Origin of the sequence: Microbacterium allomyrinae, from assembly GCF_020682705.1 — a bacterium.
Classification (GTDB): Bacteria; Actinomycetota; Actinomycetes; order Actinomycetales; family Microbacteriaceae; genus Microbacterium; species Microbacterium allomyrinae.
On sequence record NZ_JAGTTN010000004.1, the window covers coordinates 256,018 to 275,686 of the forward strand.

General features: G+C 68.9%; 20 protein-coding genes. 16 read left to right on the plus strand and 4 right to left on the minus strand.

All coding sequences use genetic code 11. The annotated features are described in order from the left end of the window. The first annotated feature begins 119 nt into the window (after positions 1-119). The 15 genes from KEC57_RS13680 to KEC57_RS13750 all read left to right on the plus strand — a co-directional run bounded on the left by KEC57_RS13680 (position 120) and on the right by KEC57_RS13750 (position 14,432). Positions 120-704: a carboxymuconolactone decarboxylase family protein gene (locus KEC57_RS13680; RefSeq protein ID WP_229385193.1), complete on the plus strand. Its 585-nt coding sequence runs from the start codon at positions 120-122 to the stop codon at positions 702-704. Between the two features lie 367 nt (positions 705-1,071). Continuing rightward, on the plus strand, positions 1,072-2,607 hold the full coding sequence (locus tag KEC57_RS13685; RefSeq protein ID WP_229385194.1) for an ABC transporter substrate-binding protein: 1,536 nt from the start codon (positions 1,072-1,074) through the stop codon (positions 2,605-2,607). Positions 2,608-2,688: 81 nt separating this feature from the next. After that, entirely contained in the window at positions 2,689-3,636 is a 948-nt protein-coding gene (locus KEC57_RS13690) for an ABC transporter permease (RefSeq protein ID WP_229385195.1), read from the plus strand. Further along, positions 3,633-5,534, plus strand: coding sequence for a dipeptide/oligopeptide/nickel ABC transporter permease/ATP-binding protein (locus KEC57_RS13695; RefSeq protein WP_229385196.1), 1,902 nt, complete (start codon positions 3,633-3,635; stop codon positions 5,532-5,534). Before KEC57_RS13690 ends, KEC57_RS13695 begins: the two co-directional genes overlap by 4 nt. Continuing rightward, a complete protein-coding gene (locus KEC57_RS13700) occupies positions 5,531-6,451 on the plus strand; it encodes an ATP-binding cassette domain-containing protein (RefSeq protein WP_229385197.1) in 921 nt (306 codons plus the stop codon). Before KEC57_RS13695 ends, KEC57_RS13700 begins: the two co-directional genes overlap by 4 nt. A 118-nt stretch (positions 6,452-6,569) precedes the next feature. Further along, positions 6,570-7,469, plus strand: coding sequence for a LysR family transcriptional regulator (locus KEC57_RS13705; RefSeq protein WP_229385198.1), 900 nt, complete (start codon positions 6,570-6,572; stop codon positions 7,467-7,469). Between the two features lie 83 nt (positions 7,470-7,552). After that, positions 7,553-8,116, plus strand: coding sequence for a MarR family winged helix-turn-helix transcriptional regulator (locus tag KEC57_RS13710; protein ID WP_229385199.1), 564 nt, complete (start codon positions 7,553-7,555; stop codon positions 8,114-8,116). A gap of 13 nt (positions 8,117-8,129) precedes the next feature. After that, complete coding sequence (locus KEC57_RS13715) at positions 8,130-9,068, plus strand: VOC family protein (protein ID WP_229385200.1); 939 nt, start codon at positions 8,130-8,132, stop codon at positions 9,066-9,068. Beyond that, positions 9,065-10,552 carry an NAD-dependent succinate-semialdehyde dehydrogenase gene (locus KEC57_RS13720; protein WP_229385201.1) on the plus strand — a complete coding sequence of 496 codons (1,488 nt, stop codon included), beginning with the start codon at positions 9,065-9,067 and terminating at the stop codon, positions 10,550-10,552. The genes KEC57_RS13715 and KEC57_RS13720 overlap by 4 nt, the downstream gene beginning before the upstream one ends. 12 nt (positions 10,553-10,564) lie before the next feature. Continuing rightward, positions 10,565-11,374, plus strand: coding sequence for a fumarylacetoacetate hydrolase family protein (locus tag KEC57_RS13725; protein ID WP_229385202.1), 810 nt, complete (start codon positions 10,565-10,567; stop codon positions 11,372-11,374). After that, positions 11,371-11,823, plus strand: coding sequence for a VOC family protein (locus KEC57_RS13730; protein ID WP_229385203.1), 453 nt, complete (start codon positions 11,371-11,373; stop codon positions 11,821-11,823). The genes KEC57_RS13725 and KEC57_RS13730 overlap by 4 nt, the downstream gene beginning before the upstream one ends. Continuing rightward, complete coding sequence (locus KEC57_RS13735; RefSeq protein ID WP_229385204.1) at positions 11,823-12,593, plus strand: alpha/beta fold hydrolase; 771 nt, start codon at positions 11,823-11,825, stop codon at positions 12,591-12,593. Before KEC57_RS13730 ends, KEC57_RS13735 begins: the two co-directional genes overlap by 1 nt. 1 nt (position 12,594) lies before the next feature. After that, positions 12,595-13,062 (plus strand): GlcG/HbpS family heme-binding protein, encoded by a 468-nt coding sequence (locus KEC57_RS13740; RefSeq protein ID WP_229385205.1) that lies wholly within the window; start codon positions 12,595-12,597, stop codon positions 13,060-13,062. Between the two features lie 12 nt (positions 13,063-13,074). Beyond that, on the plus strand, positions 13,075-14,127 hold the full coding sequence (locus tag KEC57_RS13745; RefSeq protein ID WP_229385206.1) for a uroporphyrinogen decarboxylase/cobalamine-independent methonine synthase family protein: 1,053 nt from the start codon (positions 13,075-13,077) through the stop codon (positions 14,125-14,127). Further along, positions 14,124-14,432 carry a putative quinol monooxygenase gene (locus KEC57_RS13750; RefSeq protein ID WP_229385207.1) on the plus strand — a complete coding sequence of 103 codons (309 nt, stop codon included), beginning with the start codon at positions 14,124-14,126 and terminating at the stop codon, positions 14,430-14,432. Before KEC57_RS13745 ends, KEC57_RS13750 begins: the two co-directional genes overlap by 4 nt. On the opposite strand, the gene KEC57_RS13755 is transcribed toward KEC57_RS13750, so the two are convergent. Further along, positions 14,429-14,899: a MarR family winged helix-turn-helix transcriptional regulator gene (locus tag KEC57_RS13755; protein WP_229385208.1), complete on the minus strand. Its 471-nt coding sequence runs from the start codon at positions 14,897-14,899 to the stop codon at positions 14,429-14,431. The genes KEC57_RS13750 and KEC57_RS13755 overlap by 4 nt on opposite strands. Positions 14,900-14,973: 74 nt before the next feature. Here KEC57_RS13755 and KEC57_RS13760 point away from each other — a divergent pair, with 74 nt between their 5' ends. After that, positions 14,974-16,122, plus strand: a complete 1,149-nt coding sequence (locus KEC57_RS13760; protein WP_229385209.1) for an FAD-dependent monooxygenase — start codon at positions 14,974-14,976, stop codon at positions 16,120-16,122. Between the two features lie 55 nt (positions 16,123-16,177). Here KEC57_RS13760 and KEC57_RS13765 read toward each other — a convergent pair whose 3' ends face one another. From KEC57_RS13765 to KEC57_RS13775, 3 genes are read right to left on the minus strand one after another with little or no spacing between them, the layout of a single operon-like run. Continuing rightward, positions 16,178-17,002: a fumarylacetoacetate hydrolase family protein gene (locus KEC57_RS13765; RefSeq protein WP_229385210.1), complete on the minus strand. Its 825-nt coding sequence runs from the start codon at positions 17,000-17,002 to the stop codon at positions 16,178-16,180. After that, positions 16,999-17,943: a VOC family protein gene (locus KEC57_RS13770; protein WP_229385211.1), complete on the minus strand. Its 945-nt coding sequence runs from the start codon at positions 17,941-17,943 to the stop codon at positions 16,999-17,001. The genes KEC57_RS13765 and KEC57_RS13770 overlap by 4 nt, the downstream gene beginning before the upstream one ends. A 23-nt stretch (positions 17,944-17,966) precedes the next feature. Beyond that, positions 17,967-19,571: an FAD-dependent oxidoreductase gene (locus KEC57_RS13775; RefSeq protein ID WP_229385212.1), complete on the minus strand. Its 1,605-nt coding sequence runs from the start codon at positions 19,569-19,571 to the stop codon at positions 17,967-17,969. Positions 19,572-19,669 lie beyond the last annotated feature (98 nt).

Consider the following 19,669-nt stretch of genomic DNA (forward strand, 5'->3'; position numbering starts at 1 on the left):
GGTCGAGCCGCGGTTCGCGACCTGCACGCTCACGTTGCGCGCCGGACACTCCTTCCCCTCTCGCCGGGCGCCTACTCTCACCGGAGGATTCCCTGTTCCACGCACCCCGAGGAGGACTCATGCGACTGGATGTCATCCCGCGCGAAGACATGTCGGCACGTCAGAGCGAGCTCGCCGACCGCATCATCGCCAAACGCGGCAAGATCGGCGGCCCGTTCAAGGTCTGGCTGCACTCGCCCGAGCTCTGCGACCGGGTCGAGGCGCTCGGCGCGTTCGTGCGATTCGACTGCAGCATGCCCGAACGCATCCGCGAGTACGCGCTGCTGGTCGCCTCGCGAAACTTCGACGCGCAGTTCTCGTGGAACTCGCATATCGACAAGGCCATCGAGACCGGCGTGCCCGCCGAGGCGGTCGCCGCCCTCGCGAACAACGAGCGACCGGACTTCGGCGACGACGTCGAGCTTCAGACGTTCCACGACTTCGCGGTGGAACTGCTCACCGAGCACTTCGTGTCGGACGAGACGTTCGCGCGCCTGAAGGCGGTGTTCACGGACCAGCAGATCGTCGACGCGATCGGGCTGCTCGGCAACTTCACGCTGCTGTCGATGTGCCTCAACACCTTCCAGGTCGATCTGCAGGAGGGCCGCCGGCCTCCGTTCCCCGACGTCCTCGGCTACGCGAAGGTCGCCCCCGCGACCGCGTGACGGCAGCCCCGCCGAGATGAGCATGCCGGGTGTGAGCACTCCTGCGGCGCCGGCCGTCGACGACTGGCGGTGCATCGACGATCCGTGCCCGTTCTGCAGCGGTGCCGAGACCGACTGACGACCCGCGCCGACCTGTTCGGCGACCCCAGACGAAGACCCCGTCCTCCCCGAGGACGGGGTCTTCGTCATGCCTCGGCGACCCCTCGCGAACCGGCTCGTGTCGAGGCGGCGTCCTGTGCACGGTTATGTTGACTTCTTGTGGATCCCGGCTCCGACGTGCGCGGGTTAGCGTCGGGAGAACTCCCCGCGACAGCTCCACGGCCGTGCGGGGATCCCACCCGGAGTGTCAGACGCGAGGAGGCGTCCCATGCCGAAGAAGGCATCAGTTCTGAAGTTCGTCATACCGTTGGCGGTGGCGGGCATGCTGCTCGCCGGCTGCAGCGGAGGGGGTGACCCCGAGCCCAGCGCGCCGGCAGCCGACGGCCCCTCGGGCACCCTGAAAGCCAACTGGGGAGGGTTCCCGCAGAGCTGGGCGCCCGGCCAGCCCATGGAGCCCGGGTACCTGCGCGTGCCCTACGAGACGCTCACCGCGCTCGGCGAGGACGGGTTCACGGTCGAGCCCTGGCTCGCCACCGAGTGGGAGCAGACCCCTGCCGACCTGACGCTCACGCTCCGCGACGACGTCACATTCCACGACGGCACGGCATTCGACGCCGAGGCCGTCAAGGTCAACATCGAGTACGTGCGCGACAACGGCGGTCAGTTCTCGGGCGCGCTCAGCATGGTCGAATCGGTCGAGGTCGTCGACGACACCCACGTGAAGATCGTGTTCTCGCGTCCGGCGCCGACGTTCCTCACGATGCTCACGCAGCGCAACGTCCCGATGGCGAGCCCTGCGGCCATCGCCGACGGATCGATCGTGACGACCCCGGTCGGCACGAGCCCGTGGGCGTACGACGAGGCGTCGTCGATCGCCGGCACTCAGATGACGTTCGCGCTGACCGACGACTACTGGGGCGAGGAGCCCGGGTTCGAGAACATCGAGCTCTACGGCATCGCCGACGACACGGCGGCCACCGCTGCGCTCCTGGGCGGCGAGATCGACATCACCGACACCGAAGAGGACCAGATGCCGACGATCGAGTCGGCCGAGAACGCCGACACGCTCACCTACCCGGCGATCCGCAACAACATCGTCTTCTTCGACCGCGGCCCCGGCGGCGTCTTCGAAGACGTGAACCTGCGCAAGGCTCTGTGCTACGCGGCGGACAACGAGGGCTACAAGGCGATCGACACGGGTGTGCTCGAAGCGCCTCAGCAGCACTTCCTCGAAGGCGAGTACGGCTACAACGCCGACATCGTCGGATATGCCGACCCGGATGCCGCGGCCGACGCCTACGCCGAGGCGGGTTCGCCGGCGGTCGAGGCGGTCTTCCCGGCGGCGCCGTTCAACAAGCAGCAGCTGGAGTACTTCGCCGACGGCATGAACGAGCTGGACGGCGTGGATGTGACCGTCCAGGAGCTGCCGGTGCCGCAGTGGATCAGCGAGTGGAACAGCGGTCAGTACGCGTTCGGCGTGGGAAACAACCCGCAGATCACGCCCTACGACTGGTACTCGACGTGGTTCTCGGCACAGGCCTTCGCCAACCCGTCGAAGCTCGAGAGTCCCGAGCTGAAGGCTGCGGCGCAGGCCGCGATCCAGGCGGGCACGACTCCCGAGGCCGAAGCCCTGTGGGGCGCGGTCATGGCGATCATCGTCGACGACGAGGCGCTCGCCTGCGGGTTCACGGTCGGCTCGGAGATCATCGCCTGGAACAGCGACACCGTCAGCGGCGTCGAGCAGCCCACCGAGGCGTGGGAGCAGAACCTCGTCAACTATCGTGACCTGACGCCCGCGGGCTGACCCGGTCACTCCGAGTACGAAGGCAACGGCGGAGAGGTAGATGAGAATGGCACTGCGAGCGACGAGGCGAGGAGGCGGGAGATGCTGAAGCTGATCGGCTACCGTCTCGTCCTCGCGGTCCCCCAGCTGATGATCGTGTCACTGCTGGTGTTCTCGCTGATCTACCTCATCCCCGGCAGCGCGGCGGCGGTCATCCTCGGTGACGCCGCCGCCTCGCCGGAGGAGATCGCCCGCATCGAGGCGGAGCTCGGGCTCGACCAGCCGTTCCTGGTCCGCCTGTTCGCCTGGTACGGCGCGGCGCTGCACGGCGATCTGGGCACGTCGATCCTCTCGGGTCAGCCCGTGACCGACATGATCACCCAACGGCTGCCCGCCACCCTGTCGCTCGTGATCGGCGGCCTCGTGGTCGCGGTCATCGTCGGGATCAGCCTGGGCATGTACGCGGGCATCAAGGCCGGGCGGCCGCGCGACCGGGCGGTGACCGGATTCACCGCCTTCATGCAGTCGATCCCCGAGTTCTGGCTCGGACAGATCCTGGTGGTCGTGTTCGTCATCCAGCTCCACGTCGCGCCCGTCCTCGCGTGGGTGCCGCCCTCGCAGAACGTCGGCCGATGGCTCGCCGGGCTTCTGCTGCCCGCGATCGCGCTCGGCGTGGGTGCTGCGGCCCTCATCTCGCGCCAGATGCGCACGGCGATGGCGGAGTCTCTCAACTCGCGCTTCGTCGACACCCTCACCGCGGCCGGTGTGCCGCGCCAGCGCATCATCTGGGGCTACGCGTTCAAGAACTCTCTCGTTCCCGCTCTCGCGGCCGTCGGTCTCGCCATCGGCGTGCTGTTCGGCACGAGCCTGGTGATGGAGCGCGTGTTCAGCTTCCCCGGTCTCGGCACGCTCATGCTCTCGAGCGTGCTCGGCAAGGACTTCCCGGTGGTCCAGGGCATCGCCCTGGTGATCGGGGTCATCGTCATCATCGTCAACATGGTGCTCGACATCTCGTACGGCGTCATCAACCCGAAGGCGCGTCCCGCATGACCGCAACGAATCCGAGCGCGACGGTCACGATCGCCACGGCCACGCGCGCCGACGCTCAGAAGAACCGGGTGCTGCGCACGATCCTGCATCAGCCGCTCACCCTCATCGCCCTCGGCTGGCTGCTCGTCGTGCTCATCGCGGCGATCTTCGCCCCGTGGCTCGCGCCCTACGATCCTCTTCAGAACGACTTCGCGAACGCCCTCCAGGGTCCGTCGGCCGAGCACTGGCTCGGCACCGACGAGAACGGTCGCGACGTGCTCAGCCGCATCATCTACGGCTCGCGGATCGCGCTGATCGTCGGCTTCGGCGCGGTGATCGTCGCCATGGTGATCGGCGTGCCGATCGGCCTCCTGCTCGGCTTCCGCGGCGGATGGACCGACCGCGTGGGCACCCGGTTCGTCGACGTCTTCGACGCGCTGCCCGGCATCCTCGTGGCGTTCGCGGTGATTGCGATCCTCGGCCGCGGGCTGGAGTCGCTGCTGCTCGCGATCGGCCTGATGTTCTGCATGAACTTCGCCCGAATGGCGCGGGCGATCACCCTGTCCGAGCGCAGCAAGCTGTACGTCGATGCGGCACGCGTGTCGGGACTGCGCGAATCGGCCATCCTCTTCCGCCAGGTGCTGCCGAACCTCGCGGCCCCGCTCGTCGTGCAGGCCGCGATCCTCACCGGCACCGCCATCATCATCGAGTCGGCGCTGAGCTTCCTCGGGATCGGCCTGCAGTCCTCGGTGCCGTCGTGGGGCGGCCTGCTCGGAGTCGCCGCTGCCAAGCTCGCGCTCCAGCCCTTCCTCGCGATCCCGCCCGGCGTCGCGATCGTCCTCACCGTCCTCGCGTTCAACACGATCGGCGACGGACTCAACGATGCCCTCGGCGTCGGCAACCGTCGTCCTTTCCGCCGGCCGAAGAAGGCCGCCGCGGCGGTGGCGCGCGCAGCCCGCGTCGAGGCTCCCGCCGCCGCGGGAATCGCCGCCGCCGAGGCGGGCGGCTTCGATGTGGCGGCCCCGGCGGGTGTGCCCGACGGCGTCGATCCGCAGCCGATCGCCCGAGACGAGGCATCCGTCGATCATCGGCCGTTCGATCCCGCGAACGTGCTGGAGGTGCGCGATCTCACGGTCCAGCTGCGTACGACCGACCGCCACATGACCACCCTCGTCGACGGTGCCTCGCTGTCGATCCGCCGCGGCGAGATCGTCGGGCTGATCGGTGAGTCGGGTTCGGGCAAGTCGACCTTCGCCCGTGCCGTGCTGGGCCTGCTCGCGCCGGGTCTGGGCGTCAGCGAAGGCTCGGTCCTGCTCGACGGCGAAGACCTGGTCGGCCGATCCGAGAAGCAGCTGCGCGCCGTGCGCGGCAGCAAGATGGCGGCGGTATTCCAGGATCCGATGGCGGCGCTCTCGCCCGTGCACACCATCGGCAAGCAGCTCGCCGAGCCGTTGCGCGTGCACTTCGACATGACCGGCCCCGAGCGCCGTGCGCGCGCCATCGAACTGCTCGACCGCGTCGGAGTGAAAGATGCCGCGAGCCGGCTGGACGACTATCCGCACCAGTTCTCGGGCGGGATGGCGCAGCGCGTCGCGATCGCGATCGCCCTGGCGTCGCGGCCCGAGCTGATGATCGCCGATGAGGCGACGTCCGCGCTCGATGTCACCACCCAGGCGCAGGTGCTCGACCTTCTTCTGGATCTGCGCGACGAGTTCGGCATGGCGATCCTGCTCATCACGCATGACATGGGCGTCGTGGCCGAGGCGTGCGACCGCGCCGCAGTGATGTATCGCGGCGAGATGGTCGAGGTGACCGAGAACGTCGATCAGCTGTTCGACGCACCACGCCACCCCTACACTGCGTCGCTGCTGGCCGCGCGAGAGCGGCGCCCCCGACCCGTGAAGCAGGTGGCACGATGACCGTCCGACAGGATCTGCAACCCGTTCTGGCCGGTGGGGCACCCGGCGGCGACGCCGCAGGAGTGCCGCTGCTGGAGCTGAGCGACGTCGCCGTCAGCTACGAGACCGCGGGACTGTTCGGCCGTACCCGCAAGAACGTGGTCGAAGGCGTCTCGTTCGACATCCATCCCGGCGAGACCTTCGGCCTCGTCGGCGAGTCGGGGTCCGGCAAGTCCACGATCGGACGAGCGATCCTGCGCCTGATCGCCCCGAGCGGCGGTTCGATCCGCTTCGCCGGCGACGAGGTGACGGCGTTCGGCCGCCGGACTCCCCTGTCGTATCGCCGCGAGGTGCAGGCGGTGTTCCAGGACCCGTCGATGTCGCTGAATCCGCGGCAGCCGGTCTCGATGGCGGTGACCGCGGCGCTCGCCCGCCACGGCATCGGCGATCGCGCCGAGCGACGGCGCCGCACCGAGGAGGTGTTCGATCACGTCGGACTGACCCGCCTGCACCTGGACCGGTATCCGGCCGAGCTGTCGGGCGGTCAGCAGCAGCGCGTCGCGATCGCCCGCGCACTGGTGCTCAATCCGCGGCTGGTCGTGTGCGACGAGGCGCTGAGCGCCCTCGACCTGTCGACGCAGAACCAGATCATCAATCTGCTGGTCGACCTGCAGGCCGAGACCGGGGTGAGCTATCTGTTCATCGGCCACAACCTCGAGATCGTGCGTCATATCTCGGACCGCATCGCGGTGATGCGCCTGGGCAGGATCGTCGAGCTGTCCGACGCCGAGGAGCTGTTCGAGCGCCCCCGCCACCCGTATACGCGCAAGCTCCTCGGCGCGACGCCGGCGACGCATCCGGAGGGTCGCGAGGCGCGCCGCGCGGTGCGCAACGCGTTCGCCAGCGCGCACGCGGAGGGGTCGATGGCCGAGGTCTGAGCGCGCGCAGACTGAGATTGCGATTCTTGCAGCATCGGAAAGCACCTCTGCAGATTCTGCACACGTAGACTCCCATCGCGGTCACGACGACGAGTGTCGGGCCGCGAGGGAGGTCACTGTGGATCGCTTGGTCGTCATGAAGACGTTCGTCACCGTCGCGAAATCGTCGAGTTTCAGCGCGGCGGCGCGCGAGCTCGCGATCTCGGGGTCGCTGGTGTCGAGACACGTCGCGGATCTGGAGCGACAGGTGGGTGTGCGCCTGGTCAACCGCACCGCCCGGTCGGTCAGCCTCACCGACGCGGGCAAGCGCTACGCCGAGTTCGCTGAGCGCATCCTCACCGAGATCGACGTCGAGGACAGTGATCTGTCGGGCTCGCGCGACGCGGCGGAAGGCACGCTCTCGATCATCTGCCCGAAGTGGATCGGAACGCTCGAGGTCGGTGACGCGATCGCCGCATTCGTGCGCGAGCACCCGCGGATCACGGTCCGCTTCGAGCTGGGTGGCATGTCCGACCGCAACTACGACTTCCTCGATCGGGGCTACGACGTGGCGTTCCACACCCGCGATCTGCGGGACTCGAACGTGCTGGTGCGTCGGGTGTCGGAGCTGCCCTTCGTGCTCGCAGCGTCGGCGGACTACCTACGCCGCAAGGGCACGCCGCAGACGGTCATCGAACTGAGCGACCACGACTGCCTGCTGCATCCCAACGACCCGGTGTGGCGCCTCGGCGCGGGCGCCGAGACGATTCACCACAAGGTGCAGAACGCGCCGGTGGTCGCCAATTCGTATCTCGTGATCGAGAAGCTCGTCGAGCAGGGCTGCGGCATCGCGCTCATCCCGCGCCGACCGGCCGAGTCCCGCCTCGACAGCGGCGAGCTCGTCGAGGTGCTGTCGCAGCACCGGCCGCCGGCGCGGGCGCTGTACGCCGTGCATGCACCGGGCGGGCAGACGCCAGAGCGGGTGCGCGTCTTCCTCGACTTCATGACGGCCTGGTTCCGCGCACGCACCGCGGCCTGACCACGAACCCGGGGAGCGATCCCTGGATTGTTGCGTCCAGAAAGTGATTATGTTTAGATAATCAAATCGAGCAAGGAGGCACGATGAGCGACGACGCATCCCGCACTGACCCGGCGTTCCGCACGCTCGCGGAACTCGTGATCGACATCGCGCGAGAGATCCAGCTGCGCGCGGCCCAGACCACGCCGGTCGTGCCTCTGACGCAGACCCAGGGTCAGGTCATGCGCTTCGTCCACAATCACCCCGGATGCTCCGCCTCCGATATCGCGGACGGCGCCGGTCTCCAGCGCGCGAACGTCAGTGCGGCGCTGCGCGATCTGCGCGGTCGGGGATACATCACTTCACGCCGCGACGACCTCGACGGCCGCGCGATCCGCATCGAGGCGACGGGGCTCGCCGACGAGACCATCGGCACGCTCAGCGCGTCATGGGCCGCGCTCCTGGAGAGCGGGTGGCACACCGCCGCCGGCTCCGCCGCCATCCCCGCTTCTGCACTCGAGACGCTCGCGCGCATCCGCACCGGACTGCATGCAGACCGCGCAACGAAAGCCTTCGTGACGGAGTCTCCCGCCCAGGGCGGCGACCGCGCAGACTCGATCGAGGCCGCTTCTGCGGTCCCGGCCGTCGCCACGAACGACTCGAACTGAAAGGTCCCGCGACATGGCGATCGAACGCATCGAATCCGTGGTCTACGGCGTGGACGACCTCGACGAGTGCGCCCGCTTCTTCGAGGACTTCGGGCTGGAGCTCGTCGATCGCACCGACACCCGCGTCGTGCTCACCACCCAGGTGAAGCAGCGGCTGGTGCTCAAGCGCAACGACGATCCGTCGCTGCCGCGCGCGGTCGAGACGACACCGGGAATCCGCGAGGTGGTGTGGGGAGTCGACTCGCAAGAGGCGCTCGATGCGCTCGTCGAAGAGCTCCGCACCGATCGCGAGGTCACGATCGACGAAGACGGCATCGCTCACACCTACGACGAGACCGGCTTCGGGCTGGCGCTCGCCGTCACCGCCCCCGAGCAGCTCGCGTACGATCCCCGCCGATACAACAGCTCGGGCCGCATCGAGCGCTGGAATCTGCCGCACACGCCGATCGCCGACATCCGGCCGATCCGCATCTGCCACGTCGCGCTCAACATCCCGAAGGAGGGCTGGGAGCAGGCGTCGGCGTTCTACTGCGACCGGCTGAACTTCCGCGCGGTCGACATCGTCAAGCCCATGGGCGTGTTCATGCAGATCGAGGGCGACGACGACCAGCACAACTTCCTGCTCTGCCATCGCCCCGACCGCGCCGGCACGAACCACACCTCCTACGAGGTCTCTGGATTCGACGACGTCATCGAGGGCGGCAACCACATGATCCAGAAGGGCTGGCGCGAAGCGCGGCGCCTGGGCCGGCACACCGTCGGCTCGAACGTGTTCCGCTTCATCCACAGCCCGGCGGGCGGCCGCGTCGAGTACGCCGCCGACATGGACCGCGTCGACGACGCCTACCCGTCGCGCGTGCACGAAGAGACCCCGCCGCACCACATCTGGGTGCTCGAGACCAACCGCGATCCCGCGGTCCCCAACACGTCGGAAGGAACGGCCCTGTCATGACCGTCGCGACAGAAATCCGGACGGATGCCTCAGCCCGGGCAGCCGAGATCTACAGCACCGCCACGCTGGGCCTCTACATCGACGGCGAATGGCGCGAGGGCGCCGCGGGACGCACCTTCGACGTGCTGAACCCGGTCGACGACTCGGTGATCGGGCAGGTCGCGCGCGCCGAGGCATCGGACCTCGACGACGCGCTCGCCGCTGCCGAGCGTGCGTTCCCCGCGTGGCGCGACACCTCGGCGTTCGAGAAGAGCCGAATCCTGATGAAGGCCACCGCGCTGCTGCGCGAGCGCGCCCCCGAGATCGGCCGGCTCATGGCCATCGAGCAGGGCAAGCCCGTCAAGGACGCCACGCTGGAGGCATTCCGCGTGTCGGGCACGCTCGAGTGGTGCGCCCAGGAGACCCGCCGCCTCTACGGGCGGGTCATCCCGACCGATGTCGACACGTCTCTGACCGTCCGGTACGAGCCGGTGGGAGTGGTGGGCGCCATCGTGCCGTGGAACTTCCCGGCGGGATCTCCGATGCGCAAGATGTCGGCGGCCATCGCCGCGGGCTGCACGCTCGTGATCAAGGCGTCCCAGGAGGTGCCGGCGACCGTGTGCGCACTTGCGCAGATCTTCCACGACGCAGGGCTTCCCCAGGGTGTGCTGAACCTCGTATTCGGCCGCGGCGCCGAGACCGCCGAGCACCTCATCGACTCGCCGACCACCCGGCTGATCGCCTTCACCGGCTCGGTGCCCGTGGGCAAGCAGCTCAACGCCCGCGCGGGCGCGCTCATGAAGCCGACGATCATGGAACTCGGCGGACACGCCCCCGTGATCATCGCCGCCGATGCCGACCCGATCCAGGCCGCACGCCGCGCGTCGGCGGCGAAGTGGGCGAACGCCGGACAGGTATGCACCTCGCCGAGTCGCTTCTTCGTGCACGAGTCGATCGCCGAGGAGTTCACCGCCGAGATGGTGCGCCAGGCCGAGGCGCTCGTCGTCGGCGATCCGCTCGACGAGGGCGTGACCATGGGGCCGCTCATCAATGCGAAGCGCGTCGAGTCCACCGATCACCTGGTGAAGGATGCCGTCGCCCACGGCGCGACGGTGGCCACCGGCGGTCACCGCATCGGCGAGCAGGGCTGCTTCTACGCACCGACCGTGCTGGTCGACGTGCCGCTGGACGCCGAGGTCATGAGCGAGGAGCCGTTCGGTCCCATCGCGCCGATCACGACGTTCACCGACCTCGACGAGGCGATCCGCATCGCCAACTCGCTGCCGTTCGGCCTCGCGGCCTACGGATTCACCGAGTCCGCGTCGACGGCCGACATCCTCGCCCGCGGGTTCGAGGCCGGCATCCTCTCGATCAACCACTGCGGCGGCTCGGTCACCGAGGCGCCGTCAGGCGGAGTCAAAGAGAGCGGCCTCGGTCGCGAGTCCGGTCCCGAGGGCGTGCAGGCGTACCTCATCACCAAGCGCGTGTCGCACAAGCTGCGCTGAGGCGGGGGACGGATGCGATACGCCAGGTGCGCGCGCGACGAACGCGAGTTCTTCGCGATCGTCGAGGACCAGGACGTCGTCGAGATCGACGGCGCACCCTGGGAGGGCCCGACCACGAGCGCCGGGGCGCGGCATCCACTCGCCTCCATCACGCTGCTGCCGCCGGTCATGCCGCGCACCTTCTATGCCGCCGGGTTCAACTACAAGGCCCACAACCGCCACCACGAAGAGCTCGGCTACGACCCGGTCAAGGTCGGAACGCACCCCGAGGTCGGATATCGCGCGCAGAGCGCGCTCGTCGGCCACGGCTGCGCGATCGTCAAGCCCGTCGATGTCGAGGGCCGGTTCGAGACCGAGGCGGAGGTCGTCGCGGTGATCGGGCGAACGCTCCGGCACGCGACACGCGACGAGGCGAAGGCGGCCGTGTTCGGCTGGACGATCGGCAACGACGTGAGCGCACGGGAGTGGCAGCACGCCGATCGCACGTTCTGGCGATCCAAGAACGCCGACACGTTCAAGCCGATGGGGCCGTGGATCGAGACCGACGTCGACCCGCTGCAGTCGACGACCACGGTGCGCCGCAATGGCGTCGTCGACGCGTCGTTCGCGACCGGCGACATGATCTTCGATCCCTACGACTTCCTCGTCGAGATGACGAAGTACATCACCGTCCATCCCGGAGACGTGCTGTGGATGGGCGCGGACGGCAACACCCCCATGGCAGTGGGCGATGTCATCGACATCGAGATCTCCGGAATCGGAACACTCACCAACACCGTTGCCGGCGAGGTCGCCGGCGAAACAGAGAGGACCCAGCGATGAGCACCGAGACGAACGCCGGCCCGACGCACGTGGCCGCCGGGTTCAGCCTTCCCGAGCCGAAGTTCGACGCCGAGGGCCGCAGCATCGAGCCGAAGTACATCCACCACGTCAACTTTCCGACGACCAACGTCGATCGCACGGTGGAGTGGTACACGAAGGTGTTCGGCCTGAAGCGCGTCATGCCCAAGAGCAACACCCGCGTGGTGCTCATGACCAAGGGGCGCTTCGACATGCACTTCACCCCGGTGGAGGAGATGGACCGCATGGCGCCGTACCACTTCGCCGTCGAGGTCGAGGACTGGGACGGCTTCCTCGGGCACCTCGACAGCCTCGGCATCCGTCACACCCGTACGGTGGAGCGCCCCGAGAACCAGTCGAAGTTCTGCTACATCCACGACCCCGACCACACCATGATCGAGCTCGTCTTCCACGGCCGGCGCCCCGCCTGATGCCTACCGTCGACAACCACGGCACCTCGATCTACTACGAGGTGCACGGCACCGGATCGCCGATCCTGTTCGTGCACGGCTCCGGCGGCCATCACGCCGCCTGGTGGCAGCAGGTCGCGGCGCTGCGCGACACGCACACCGTCGTCACCATCGACCTTCGCGGCTTCGGCAACTCCGACAAGGACGAGTCGTACGACAGCCTCAACTTCCCCGGCGACATCGTCGCGGTGATCGAGGACGCCGATCTCACCGATGTCGTGCTGCTCGGCCAGTCGATCGGCGCCGCCGCCGCGCTGAAGGCCGCGCTGCGCGTTCCGGACCGGGTGCGCGGCGTCATCCTCGCCCACTCGCTGGGCGGAATGGATCACCCCGAGATCACGCCGCTGGTGAAGGCCGACCGCGCCGAGGCCGAGAAGCTGCCGGTCATCGACCGTCTGCTGACCCAGGGCTTCCGCGAGCACGAGGCCGCGAAGACGTTCCTGTTCACGCAGATGGGCACCTTCAACAAGGCCCGCATGCAGGATCTCCGCAACCTCTCCACCGACGGGCCCGGCATCGCCGAGGTGTCGGCGGCGGGCTTCGGCATCGCGTTCCTCGCGGGGGAGAAGGATGCCGTCCTCAGCCCCGCCACGGTCGCCAAGGCCCACGAGCTCGTCGAGGGCTCGCTGCTGGAGGTCGTGCCCGGTGCCCCGCACTCCATGTACTGGGAGCGCCCCGACCTGTTCAACACCGCCGTCGCGAAGCTCGTCGATGCGCTGGAAGGAAACTGAGATGCCGAAGAACGTCATGCAGGACGACGCCGAGAAGATCATGGTCATCGCCGAGCGCGAGGCGCTGCGCATCGGAAAGGGTCTGAGCATCGCGGTCGTGGACTCCGGCGGCTTCATCGTCAGCATCCGCCGCTTCGACGGCGCACGCCCGATCACCCCGATGATCGCGATCTCGAAGGCGTACACGTCGGCGGTCATGCAGCGCCCGAGCGGCATGCTCAAGCCCTGGTCCAACTCCGACCCGGCCTTCTTCGGGCAGGTCTCCACGATGGGCCACTTCCCGATCGTGGCCACCGGCGGCGGGATGACGCTCAAGCGCGACGGTGAGTTCGTCGGGGGCATCGGAGTGTCCGGCGGCACGCCGCAGGAGGACCAGCTGCTGGCCGAGACGGTCGTGGCCGAGCTCGGCTACGACACCGATTTCGCCGAGTGGGCGGGCGCGAAGGCGCGCGCCGACGACCAGGACTGAAAGGGCCCGACGATGGCCAATCTCTTCTCGTACCGCATCGACAACCATGGCGACAACATCCGTCCCGACACGATCCAGGCCGGTCGCCACGCGCTTCGCGCGGGGGAGATCACCGCGGACGAGCTCCGCGAGATCGAAGACGCCGCGGTTCTGGACTTCCTCACCTATCAGCGTCACCTGACGCTGTCGTGCCTGTCGGACGGCAACTTCCGCGACGGCGACTACCGCAGCTCGGTGCTGCAGTCGGTGTCGGGATTCACCAAGGTGCCCAACGCCAAGACGGCGGACGGCCTGACGGTGTGGACCGTCGACGGCCCGCTCGTGCAGAAGAAGCCGATCGCGGCGGATGCTGCACGGTTCCTGCTCGAGAACACCGGCTTTCCGGTGAAGGTGAAGCTCCCGTCCGCCGCGCACATCGCCGCGCAGACGTATTCCGACGACGCCCGACGCGCCTACCCCGGTGCGGCCGCGCTGGGCGATGCGATCGCCGAACTGCTGCGGGATGAGATCGAGCTGCTGTTCGAGATCGGCGTCGCATTCGTGCAGCTGGACAACCCCGACTACGCCGCGTTCCTCGCCGGGCGCGACAGCGGCGAACTGTCGTTCGACGAGGCCGTCGAGATCGACGCGGCCGTGGTGGCCGGGCTCGAGCGCGAGGAGCAGCAGAAGGTCGCGCTCACGATCGGCTGGGGGGAGCATCTCGACGCCGAGATCGACATCGCGCGCGCCGAGAAGCTCTTCGCGACCGGGTACGACAAGTTCACCTTCCCGTACCACTCCGACGCGGCCGTCGCGCAGAATCTGCCGTCGCTGGTGCCGGACGAGAAGCAGATCGGCCTGGGCATCGTCGACGCCGACGTCGCCGCGCTCGAGGACATCGACACCGTCATGAGCCGGCTCGACGTCGCGATCGAACAGCACGAATACGATCGCATCGGCCTGCTGCCCCACCGGGGCTTCCAGCAGATCCACTATCTGCCGGCGGCCCTCACGGTCGCCGAGCAGCGACGCAAGCTCGAGCTGGTCGAGACGTTCGCGACGATGGTGTGGGGGAACGAGGCGTGACGGACGGGAACGCGGATGCCGCCGACGCGGTGACCGTCGTCGCACGGCTGCACCCCGATCCGGCGCGTTTCGACGAGGCGGTGGCGGCGGTCGGTGCCGCGGTCGCCGGCATCCGCGACGAACCGGGCTGCCAGCAGTACGACCCGCACGTGGCCGACGACGGCTCGATCCTGATCGTCGAGCGCTGGTCCTCGCGAGAGGCGCTCGCGGCGCACAACGTCGGCGCGGCGGTGCAGGTGCTGCGTGACGGCGTCGCCGGGCTGATGAGCGCTCCGACGCAGGTCACGGTGGCCGTCGCACTTTAGAGGGCAGACGCTCCCGCCCGGATCGCGTTGCCGAGCGAGCGGAGGGCGGGCGCCGCGGCCAGGAGGGCCGCGCGCTCGTCGGCGGGGAGGATGCCGACGGCCTCGCCGATCACGTCCAGCCAGGCATCGCCGATCGCCGTCGCCTCGGAATGGGCGAGGGACGTCGGCACGATGAGAGCCCGCCGGCGGTCGCCCTCGTCCTCTTCGCGCGTCACGAGTCCGCGCAGCGTGAGCGAGCGCAGCACCGCACTCGTGTTGGGGCGCTGCATGCCGAGCGTGGCGGCCAGCTCCGTGACCGTCAGGCCGGGAGTCTCGAGCACCTGCTTCAGGACGGCGAGTTCCGAGGTCGGCACCGACGGCACACCCGCGCGATCTGGGGCGCTGCGGCGCAGCGTCCATGCGAGATGGCGCAGCGCCCCGCTCAGATCCACGATCGGATCGGACGGGTCTGCATTCCGAGGTTGCATGACAGGCATCCTACCCCCGATAGATGTAGGTACATACTTATACGTAAATGCCCGCTCGTCGACAAGGGAGTCCCATGACCCAGAGTTCCATCCTCATCCTCGGTGCCGGGATCGGCGGGCTCGCCGCCTCGATCGCACTGGCGCAGTCCGGTCATGACGTCACCGTGATCGAGAAGCACCCGGGCCTGCGGTCCTCGACCGTCGGCGTCGGGATCATCCAGCAGCCCAATCAGCTGCGCGCGCTCGCCGCGATCGGATGCGCTGACGCCTGCATCGCCGTGGGCTATGCCGCCGCCTACTCGGCGAAGCATCTGGATGCCGACGGCGCTGTGGTGCGGGCGATCCCGGGTCCGCGCGTGGCGGAGTTTCCCGAGATTGCGATGAACGGGATCACGCGCCCGAAGCTGCACCGCGTCCTCACCGAGAGGGCGCTGGCCGTGGGGGTGTCGATCGAGTACGACAAGACGATCACCGCGGTCCGTCCTCGGCGCGACCACGTCGAGGTCGACGTGTCGGACGGCACGACCCGCACCCCCGAACTGCTCGTCGGAGCCGACGGCGTGCGCTCGATCATCCGCGCCCATGTCTACGACGAGCCGGTCGAACCGGCCTACAGCGGCAAGTCGGTGCTGCGCATCAACGTGCCTCGTCTGCCGGAGATCGACGCGATCCTGCGTCAGGAGCGACTCGGCGACGATGGGGAACGCATCGGTGTCGGCTTCGTCCCCCTGGCGGACGACCTCGGGTACATGTACCTGAACATCGTGTGGGACCGTTCGGTCCGGCCCGACACCGAGGAGCTGCGCGAGCTCATGCGCTCATACCTCGCCGGGTTCGGCGGCCCCGCAGGCGTGGTGCGGGACGACTACCTCGATGCCGCGGACGAGATCGTGCTGCGGCCCGAGGAGTACCTGATCGCACCGGGTCCGTGGCACCGCGGCCGCATCGTGCTGCTCGGCGACGCGGTGCACGCGGTGACGCCCAACACCGCGCAGGGCGCGGCACTGGCCATCGAGGACGGCGTGGTGCTGGCCGAGGAGCTGGCCGCGAACGACGACCTCGAGAGTGCGCTGCAGGCATACGGCGACCGCCGCTACGAGCGCTGCAAGAGGGTGGTCGATTACGGCGCGAACGCCCGCAAGTGGGAGTTCGACCCGACGCCGGACTTCGATCCGGTCGAAGAGGGCATCCGCATGCGCGAAGCGGTCGTCGCCCCGTTCTGAACCGACGAAAGGCGCCGCCCGAGAAGGACTCGGGCGGCGCCTTTCTGCGCGGCGGTCAGGCCTCGCGCACGCACTCGCTGTCGATGCGACCGAGCCCGTCGATCTCGACCACGACCCGGTCGCCCGGCTGCAGGAACAGCTGAGGGTCGCGGCGGAAGCCGACCCCGCCCGGCGTGCCGGTGAGGATGACGTCGCCGGGCTCCAGGCGGGTGAAGACCGACACCGTCGCGATGAGACGGGGGATGCTGAAGATGAGCATCGTCAGGTCGGAGTCCTGCACCAGCTGGTCGTTGACGAACGTGCGGATGCCGGCGGAGGTCCAGTCGAACTCGTCGGGGGTCGCCACCTCGGGGCCGATCGGGGTGGCGCCGTCCCAGGCCTTGCCCTGCAGCCACTGGTGCGTCTTGTACTGGAAGTCGCGCATCGTCACGTCGTTGGCGACCGCGAAGCCCAGGACGTGGTTCATCGCGTCCGCCTCGGCGATCCGGCGCCCCCCGGTGCCGATCACCACGGCGAGCTCCGCCTCGTAGTCGACCTGCTCCGACTCGGCGGGGATCGCGATCGGGTCATGGGCGCCGATCAGGCTGCTGGCGTACTTCGGGAACAGCACCGGGTAGGCGGGAAGCTCGCGCTTGGTCTCCTCGACGTGCTCGAGGTAGTTCAGGCCCACGCAGAACACCTTCGCCGGCTGGGGGCTCGCCGGCAGCAGGTGAGCCTCGGCGAGCGGGAACGCGTCGTCCTCGAGACGCGCGGCCGCGTGGATCTCGGCGCTGCCGACGCCCGCGCCGATCGCATCCAGGCCGGCGAGCGGGATGATCCGGTCCTCGTCGACGACGCCGACGCCGCTGCGGCCGTCGCGGAGGTAGTTGACGATCCTCATGCGGGCACCCCGCCCTTTCGTTCGCTCGTCCGGCGCCAGCTCGGGGTCTGGCCGCCCCACATGTTGACCGCGTGCGGGGTCGGATCCCACCTCCGCGGCTGGTACACGACCGAGTCGTCCCAAAACTTCTCCATCTCGGCCGACAGCTCGATGTGGTTGCCGGCCGGATCGTCGAAGAAGACGAAGAGGTTGTTGCCGGGTCCGTGGCGCCCGGGGCCCCACTGCACTTCCACATCGAGCTCGGTGAGGCGGTCGCACCAGGCCTTGAAGTCCTCCCACTCCGCGAGGTCGTAGGAGTAGTGGTCGATGTCGCCGGCGCTGCCGACGTTGACGACCGCAAGGGTGTGGTGGTCCTTGTTGCTGCGCAGCCAGCAGAAGCGGCCGTCGGCGAGCTGATCGCTGAGCTGGAAGCCGATGGTGCTCGCGAAGAACTCGACGAACGGCTCCACCGCGACGGTGCCGATGGTGGTGTGCTGGAACTTGATCGGCCGGCGGCCGGTGTCGGCTGCGTTCTCGCCCTGCCGCTGGACCCGGGAGTGGAAGTGGACGATCGTGCCGTCGGGATCGATGGTCGAGAGACCCTCGACGTGGCCGAGAGGCGCGTCGATGTACGACGGATCCAGTGGCCGGACGACATAGCCGCCCGCGGTCAGGCGCTCGGCGATCCCGGCGATGCCGGCGGCGTCACCGACCTCGAACCCGTAGTGGGCGAGGCGCTGCTCACCGGGCATCAGATCGATGACGTGGTGACCGGCACCCCAGCCGAGGCGGACTCCGCCGTCGGCGAGCTCGGCGTGCCGATGCATGCCGAGCACCCGCACGTAGAAGATCTCGGCGGCCACCACGTCGGGAACGTGGAAGCCGATGTGCGAGACGGCGGTGTCGCGCAGGGTCCCAGCGGCGGCCGACTGCTCGAGGATGACGCGTTGTGGTCGTTGCATTTCTCTTCCTTTCAGGAGGTTCGTCAGTTCTGAAGCGCGTAGACGGCGCCGAGACGCTGCCGGACCGCAGCGACGGCGGCGTCGGAATCGGCGGGAGACCACCGTGCCGCGACGAAGCGGTCGGGGCGCACGAGCACGAAGTGCCCGCGCTCGCCCGCGAGCTCTGCGTAGAGCCGCCCGTCCAGGTCGATGGCGACCTCGGCGCTCGCCGGGTAGTCGGCCATCGTGTCGTCCAGTGGCGCGGCCACCAGGGTGGGAGCGAGTTCGGGCAGCAGATCCGCGGCGACCGCGACCTCCGACGGCGGCAGCCCCACGGCGATGAGCGACCACGACGGCCCCAGGATGCGGTCCAGCGCAACGATGCGGTGCCGCCGGAAGTCGAACACCATCGGCTGGGCGATGGGCACGCCGACCAGCTCGGAGTCGGGAGTGGGAACGACGACGCCGGAGGTGATCCGCACCGGCGGCCGGTAGCGCATGTGCTCGAAGAAGTCGCGGCCGCCGGGGGTCGCGAGTGCGGCACGCACGGTGTCGTCGCGGAATCGCGCGAGGCGCTCGTTCGTCGTCATCACGACACGGCCGAGCCGGACGGAGCTGCGGATCACGGCGTCGGCGTGCGGTCGTCGCTCGCTCTGGTAGCTGTCGAGCAGGGTGCCGTGGTCCTGGTCGGGATGTGCGACGGCATCGGCGAGCTTCCACGAGAGATTGACGACGTCGCGGATGCCGGAGTTCAGTCCCTGCCCCGCGAACGGCGGCATCATGTGCGCGGCATCACCCGCGAGGAAGACGCGCCCCTGCCGCCAGTCCACGGCGTTGAGCGCGTGGAAGCGGTAGGCCACCGCGCGCTCGATATCGGCGGGCGTGATGGAGCGGTACGGGGCGACGAGACGCTCGATGAGCGCGAAGTCGGGGACGGCATCGGGGCTCGCCTCGCCGGGGAAGGTGTAGAACTCGTACCGGCAGCGGCCGTCGAGCCCCGGAACGATCACGTGCGGGCGCGCGGGGTCCGCGTGGTGCATGCCGAAGCGCTCGCCGCGGGTATCGCCGATGGTGTCGATCACGACCCAGACGTCGTCGAAGCCCCGGCCCTCCATCGGCATTCCGAGCCGGGAGCGCACCGTCGAGCGGCCGCCGTCCGCGGCGACGACGTAGGCCGCGCGCAGCGTGGACGCCGTCCCCTCGGTGATGGCGATCACCTCGACGCCGTGCGCGTCCTGCACGAGGTCGGTGACGGTCGTGCCGAAACGGACGTCGATGCGAGGACTGTGCGTCATCGCGGTCATGAGGACCCGCTCGAGGTCGGGCTGCGCGAACGGGTTCTTGAACGGGAAGGAGAGGCGCAGCGGCTGGGCAGCCCTCGCGTGGAACAGCTTCTCGCCAGCGGCGTCGAAGTACATCGTGCCGGTGCCCGGCACGATGATCGCCAGCACCTCGTCGACGATTCCGGCGATCTGATAGGCGCGCAGGGATTCGTCGTCGAGGCTGATCGCCTTGGGCTCGTCGCTCGTCGCCGTGCGCCGCTCCACGATCGTGACACTCCGGCCGTACGCCGCCAGCAGCAGGGCCGCCGTCATGCCGACCGGGCCGGCGCCGACGACGATGACGTCCGCGGGGCTCGTCTTCTGCATCGCATCTCCCTCATGTCCTGTATAACAGGACAGTACAACCACAAAACAGGACAATACCTCACGCCGGGCGGGGTGCGCCACCGGCGCTTCCCGCTCGT

What these genes read in the sequence shown, in the direction of transcription:
- KEC57_RS13680 (WP_229385193.1), top strand. Translation starts at nt 120, where the DNA reads ATGCGACTGGATGTCATCCCGCGCGAAGACATGTCGGCACGTCAGAGC.
- KEC57_RS13685 (WP_229385194.1), top strand. Translation starts at nt 1,072, where the DNA reads ATGCCGAAGAAGGCATCAGTTCTGAAGTTCGTCATACCGTTGGCGGTG.
- KEC57_RS13690 (WP_229385195.1), top strand. Translation starts at nt 2,689, where the DNA reads ATGCTGAAGCTGATCGGCTACCGTCTCGTCCTCGCGGTCCCCCAGCTG.
- KEC57_RS13695 (WP_229385196.1), top strand. Translation starts at nt 3,633, where the DNA reads ATGACCGCAACGAATCCGAGCGCGACGGTCACGATCGCCACGGCCACG.
- KEC57_RS13700 (WP_229385197.1), top strand. Translation starts at nt 5,531, where the DNA reads ATGACCGTCCGACAGGATCTGCAACCCGTTCTGGCCGGTGGGGCACCC.
- KEC57_RS13710 (WP_229385199.1), top strand. Translation starts at nt 7,553, where the DNA reads ATGAGCGACGACGCATCCCGCACTGACCCGGCGTTCCGCACGCTCGCG.
- KEC57_RS13715 (WP_229385200.1), top strand. Translation starts at nt 8,130, where the DNA reads ATGGCGATCGAACGCATCGAATCCGTGGTCTACGGCGTGGACGACCTC.
- KEC57_RS13720 (WP_229385201.1), top strand. Translation starts at nt 9,065, where the DNA reads ATGACCGTCGCGACAGAAATCCGGACGGATGCCTCAGCCCGGGCAGCC.
- KEC57_RS13725 (WP_229385202.1), top strand. Translation starts at nt 10,565, where the DNA reads ATGCGATACGCCAGGTGCGCGCGCGACGAACGCGAGTTCTTCGCGATC.
- KEC57_RS13730 (WP_229385203.1), top strand. Translation starts at nt 11,371, where the DNA reads ATGAGCACCGAGACGAACGCCGGCCCGACGCACGTGGCCGCCGGGTTC.
- KEC57_RS13735 (WP_229385204.1), top strand. Translation starts at nt 11,823, where the DNA reads ATGCCTACCGTCGACAACCACGGCACCTCGATCTACTACGAGGTGCAC.
- KEC57_RS13740 (WP_229385205.1), top strand. Translation starts at nt 12,595, where the DNA reads ATGCCGAAGAACGTCATGCAGGACGACGCCGAGAAGATCATGGTCATC.
- KEC57_RS13745 (WP_229385206.1), top strand. Translation starts at nt 13,075, where the DNA reads ATGGCCAATCTCTTCTCGTACCGCATCGACAACCATGGCGACAACATC.
- KEC57_RS13755 (WP_229385208.1), bottom strand. Translation starts at nt 14,899, where the DNA reads ATGCAACCTCGGAATGCAGACCCGTCCGATCCGATCGTGGATCTGAGC.
- KEC57_RS13760 (WP_229385209.1), top strand. Translation starts at nt 14,974, where the DNA reads ATGACCCAGAGTTCCATCCTCATCCTCGGTGCCGGGATCGGCGGGCTC.
- KEC57_RS13765 (WP_229385210.1), bottom strand. Translation starts at nt 17,002, where the DNA reads ATGAGGATCGTCAACTACCTCCGCGACGGCCGCAGCGGCGTCGGCGTC.
- KEC57_RS13770 (WP_229385211.1), bottom strand. Translation starts at nt 17,943, where the DNA reads ATGCAACGACCACAACGCGTCATCCTCGAGCAGTCGGCCGCCGCTGGG.
- KEC57_RS13775 (WP_229385212.1), bottom strand. Translation starts at nt 19,571, where the DNA reads ATGCAGAAGACGAGCCCCGCGGACGTCATCGTCGTCGGCGCCGGCCCG.